Annotated in this window: 3 protein-coding genes; all 3 read right to left on the bottom strand. The window is 32.5% G+C overall.

Annotation, left to right across the window (positions count from 1 at the left end; all coding sequences use genetic code 11):
- Positions 1 to 866: DUF6850 family outer membrane beta-barrel protein (locus tag AABL85_RS17190; RefSeq protein ID WP_341311000.1), on the bottom strand; the 866-nt coding region annotated here is incomplete at its 3' end.
- Positions 867 to 1,029: 163 nt separating this feature from the next.
- Positions 1,030 to 2,280 carry a DUF4876 domain-containing protein gene (locus tag AABL85_RS17185; RefSeq protein WP_341310999.1) on the bottom strand — a complete coding sequence of 417 codons (1,251 nt, stop codon included), beginning with the start codon at positions 2,278 to 2,280 and terminating at the stop codon, positions 1,030 to 1,032.
- Positions 2,281 to 2,286: 6 nt separating this feature from the next.
- On the bottom strand, positions 2,287 to 5,064 hold the full coding sequence (locus tag AABL85_RS17180; RefSeq protein ID WP_341310998.1) for a TonB-dependent receptor plug domain-containing protein: 2,778 nt from the start codon (positions 5,062 to 5,064) through the stop codon (positions 2,287 to 2,289).
- Positions 5,065 to 5,134: the final 70 nt, after the last annotated feature.

Raw genomic sequence — 5,134 nt, 5'->3', positions numbered from 1 at the left:
TCATTACCTACATTAGAATATAGGATAGAACTCCCTTTTTTATCTAATTTATCATAACTAATATTAGCCACTATACGATGCTGGTCAAAAGAAAAGCCTTTGTTTAAATAAAGAGACCATTCATTGTGCTTTAATTTATTGGTATCGTGGTTTGCGTTTATAGTGCTAGCTACTTTAGTTAAATTGCGTTGTCCGAAAATAACTCCAACAGTAAAATCACCTTCTTTTAAAGAGCTCAAACTTAAACCTGTTTGATATGTATCACTAGTGTATTTGGCTTGGCTAGACTTAGCACTAAAATAGAAATTATAGTCACCTAGTCCATTCATTTGATACAGGTCAGCTCGCGCCACTTCACTAAAGAAAATAACAGAAGTGGTTTGCTTATAAGTTAATACTTGAGCAAAAGCCCCCAATTTGAAATCTTTAAATAAATTATAAGCAACACCTGCCTTTAGTCTTAAATCAGATGATGTACTCTTAGGTCTTGGGTCTCTTTCTCTATGGCTCATTTGTGCTAGGTAGAATAAATCTATTCCAAAGTCAAATTTACCTTTTGTCTTAACAATACCTCCGCTGAATTGATAAGATTCATATTTATTATTTCCTTTAGAGGAGTCTGCTAGCGTATAAGGACCTATATATTGTGGATCTAGTGTAGAGTTCCATTGTTTATCATATTGTCTTTGATTTTTATAAACGACTTCTCCCCAGATAGCCTTATTATTGGTTAGGTGTTTATAAGATTTGCCATTCACTTGTAGTCCACTTTGTTTACTTCCTTGCTCTAATAAATAAGCTTTGTTTTGTTGATATTGATAACTAGCTTGAAAGTCAGAAAACGATAAAGAACTATAATCCGACATAAGTGCCGGATTATAGTATATTTTAGTTTTTAAATCTCTTTCTATGTTATATTGGTGTTGTATCTGTTTTGTAAAGGAAAGAGAATCTTGTGCCTTTAAAGTAGATACACACAGCAATGCAAAGAAAAGTAAAAAAATATAATTAGTTTTCATCTAATGTTTATTAGTGTACTATTCCATTAGTTAAACTTGCTTTCTCTCCCCACTGTACAAAGTCTTCAGTAGAATTATTTGTATCTTTAAAAAGAGGTTTTCCGTTTTCCATTTTTCCGATTTGTTTACGACGAATAGATTTTCCGAAAAAATTAGGATCTGTATCAGCAAGTGCTACTCCAGTCCATCCACTATCTACAGAAGGACCAATTGGATTGTGTTCCCAAGCTGCTTTCATACCACTGTTTACTCCATCGATAATCCAGCTATTAGGAATTTTGTATTCAGATCTTTCTGCTATTCTTCCATTTTGTGGGAATACAAAAGTATAGTCGTATTTATAATCAGTTAGCCATGACTCTACAGTAACTCCTTCTGGAAATCTAGCTATAGCATAACTCTCGTATCCTCTATTGTTTAAGAAGAACATATTAAAGTTCATAAATGAGTAAATAACGATGGCATTAGGCACAGCAGGGTTATCCACTTGTCCTAATTTTGGATTATCCGTATTTGGATATTCATAATCAGCTCCTGATAGGTCAAAAGCAGTACTTACTTCTAATCTATGATCCATTGCCATGTCCGCCACTACGATAAAATCTCCAGGTTGAACATCTTTCCCTAATTCATGAGGAATATAGACTACTCCTCCTACAGGCATAGCCTCATCTCTCACTTCAGGGGTATAATTATTGTGTTTTATGGCAGAGTTAAAAGAAGATCTTAAGATAAGAAGACCTCCTGTTGAAAGAACCTTATTGGTATTGTTAGTAATTTTAAAATACTTACCACTATTGTACGCTTTACCTTCTTTTGATTTCACTCCAGAGAAGAACACTTCTTCTATGATAAAATCTTCAGTAAAAGTCTTTACAATTAGGTCAAGTTCTACTTTATCTTCTACATTGATTAATTTTACTTCACTATTAGCAGCTACCGAAACTTTATCTCCTGATTCTAGTATAGCTATACCATCTACACTGATTTGATAAGACCCTTTGTTAACTGTAATTGATTTGTTAGGCGTAGAAGCAATTTCTTCTGTTGTTTCTTTACCTGTGTTTAATTCTATTAACTTTACAGTTAGTTTTTCATATGATTTAAAACCATTGATTTTATCTGTTTTTAAGTTTATAGTTAAATTACTTAATTCGACTTTTTGTACATTGTCAATCGAATTATCATCACTACTACATGATACTGTAGTAATACTCAATCCTAAAATAGCCACAAAAAGGGCTAATACTCTGTTTTTCATGATATATTAAAAATTATAAGTTAATTCCATTCCGAAATAAGGGTCTGTCATCGTTGATCTATCTACTTTATACCCATTGAAATAATAAGGTTTATAATAGTCAAATAGCTTATTTACAAATAAGGATACCCCTAGTTTTTTCACTATTTTCTTGGTTATCTTTAGGTTGACTTGAACGTCAAAAGGATACCTTGTTCCCATGTTATCAGTAGAAGAAACATTGCGAACAAGCCACTGTTTATATAAATCCTGCTTGTCTTGTTCTAAGAAAGGGTGGACTATTCCATCTGTCCCAAAGTAAGTAATTGGATCTTTTGCCTTATAGGTGTTATTTTCATTTAAAAACCAAGTGCCTTGTATTGAGGCAGAGATACTCATACCTATATCTTGTAAATAAGTATCTATTAGCAAATTGTAGTTAAGACCAGATTTTTTATATCCTGTCGAATTACTGTAAATACCAACATATTTATAATCTTCTCCATTTAAGGATACACTTGGTTTTTCTTGAACAGGTACACTGTTTTTATAGGTTGTATTAAAATAAGCCCCTGTGAAAGAGAACTTTGTTTTGATTGATTTAATACGAGGAGAGTAGTATCCGAATTCAATTCCCCTTTTACAAGTTTCACTACCGTTGTTTGTAATACTTCTACTATTGAGGCTAAGTTTATCGATATAAGGAAGCTCTTCTAAATTAGGCTGCTGAGTCATCTGGTGAATATCAATATCACTAGTATTATATCTTTTATAAGCATAAGTTTGAAAATTATTGACAGAGCGGAATCCCGATTGCATTTTCTCATCAAAATAAGTCATGAATATTTTGTGTCCTTGATATTCTAGGTCTAGTCTTAGTTCTTTTTTAATGTTTTTGGCAGCTAATAAATCTAGATTGGTAAGATCAATAACATAAGTCATATAATTTACCCTGCGTATATTAGGATTAATATGAGCAAAGTTTAATTGAGTGTAATCTAAATAAGCCTTATTGGGATATAACATTCCCAAGGTCGGTTGTTTATATAGCTCACCATACCCTAAGGTTATATTAGTCTGTAATGGCTTGGACGCAATCCATACTTTAGGTAGATTCCATTGAAAGTTAATACGTGGCTCTAGGTAAAGCTTATTGGCAATACTGTACTTTTTATCCATACCTACTAAAGTAGAAGCGCGTAAACCAGCATAAAGCGAAAAACTTTGATTTTCTAAATTATATTGCATCTTGTCTCCAAAAAAAGAAGCTAAGTTCTGAAGAGCAGGGATGTCATTAAAAGGGCGTGGCCTTGTGGTCATCGATGGACTAGGAGGTAGTAGAATATCGTAGATTTGTCCTTTTCCATTATTTTTTGAATAACGATAGTCAATACCTGTTTCGATCTGATGCTTTACATTAAAAGTCATAAACTCTAAATCAGCTTTTAAAGAAGCATTAATGTCTAGAGGTCTTCCATGAGTTTTAAAGTCTGATATAAAAGTAGTTGTTGGATAATAACCATCGTTTACCCCTGTTTGTGTAGCAATAGAAATAGAGGTAGGCCCGCTAAACTGTACTAGTCTTCGCTGCTTTAAATCTTCAATACCTTGTCGGATATTAGTCTTTAACTCTATGGTTTTGAATAATTTGTGTTCGTGAAACTTAAATAGTAATCTATTGTTAAACAAGATAGTATGCCTATTGTTTTTATAGGTATCTATTTTTTCATACCCCACATCAGGGTCTATTTTATTCTTGTCAATATTAGCATTATAGTCTAGCGTTGTGTACCAATTAAGTTCTCGATCGGCAAAGTCAAATATTTTTCTAGATCGGATAGATATCCCATAGCGATTGTACTGTTCGGTTAAATTTCTTGGATCACTTTTTGAGTTTAAGAAATCTATATTTGTATTAATATGCCAAGTAGGAGATAGCGAGAAACCTTTGCTAAGGTAAAATAGCTTGCTAAATCCATCAGCTTTTAATCTAGCTTCTAGCGCTTTTTTGCCTATTTTTCTATTAATAAGCACTAATCCTGAAGTTAAATCTCCATAAGAGGCTGAAGGAATTCCCCTAATGATTTCTACGCTTTCTATATCATTAGTAGGTATGGTACGCATATCCAAACCTATGCTAGATGTATTGCGTTTAGAAGCCACATAAGTACCTTTTATAGTGTGATCTTCATAAGAAGAAGTTTGTAAATCTGCATTAGAGTTAATGATAGCTCCATCTACTAAAAACTGTACTCCAAGAGAACTTGTATTATATTGACCTCCACTTTGTCCAAATTCACGGATTAAGATACGGTTAGAGGAAGTAAGGTTAGGAGTTTTGGTTTTTCCTCCAGGTAGTAGCTCCATTAAATCAGCAAAGCTAGAAGGCTGTAAATGTTCCATTGCTTCTCTGTTAATCACTGATTTAGTACTAAGTCCTCCGCTTTCTTTAGCACTTATCACAATATCTTTCAGTTGGGTGTGTATAGCTTTTAAAGTGATAATAGGATTTAGATTTTTATAAGATAGTTCTCTTTGTACAATAGTATGATAACTAAGATGAGAAGTTGTAATCAAATAGTTATTATTTATTCCACTTAAAGTTGCTATCCCTCTTTGATCGGTTGTAAAATATAGAGTAGCACCTTGTTTTTGCTGCACTTCTATAAAAACATTAGCGATAGGAGATTGTAATGAATCTTGTATTGTTAACTTTATTTCTGTGTTTTGTGCGTTTGCTTTGTTAATAGGTAAATTAAAAATAACAAAAAGAAGTATTATTGTGTAGTGTTTTATGCAATACATTGATCTAGTTTTTCAATAGAGCAAATGTATTAAGTAATTATGCTTATTTAGAATAATTAAAAATAATTAC

The sequence above is a fragment of the Myroides odoratimimus genome (assembly GCF_038039805.1).
In the GTDB taxonomy this organism is placed as follows: Bacteria; Bacteroidota; Bacteroidia; order Flavobacteriales; family Flavobacteriaceae; genus Flavobacterium; species Flavobacterium odoratimimum_B.
This window is presented reverse-complemented; position numbering and strand designations above follow the sequence as displayed.

What these genes read in the sequence shown, in the direction of transcription:
- AABL85_RS17185 (WP_341310999.1), bottom strand. Translation starts at nt 2,280, where the DNA reads ATGAAAAACAGAGTATTAGCCCTTTTTGTGGCTATTTTAGGATTGAGT.
- AABL85_RS17180 (WP_341310998.1), bottom strand. Translation starts at nt 5,064, where the DNA reads ATGTATTGCATAAAACACTACACAATAATACTTCTTTTTGTTATTTTT.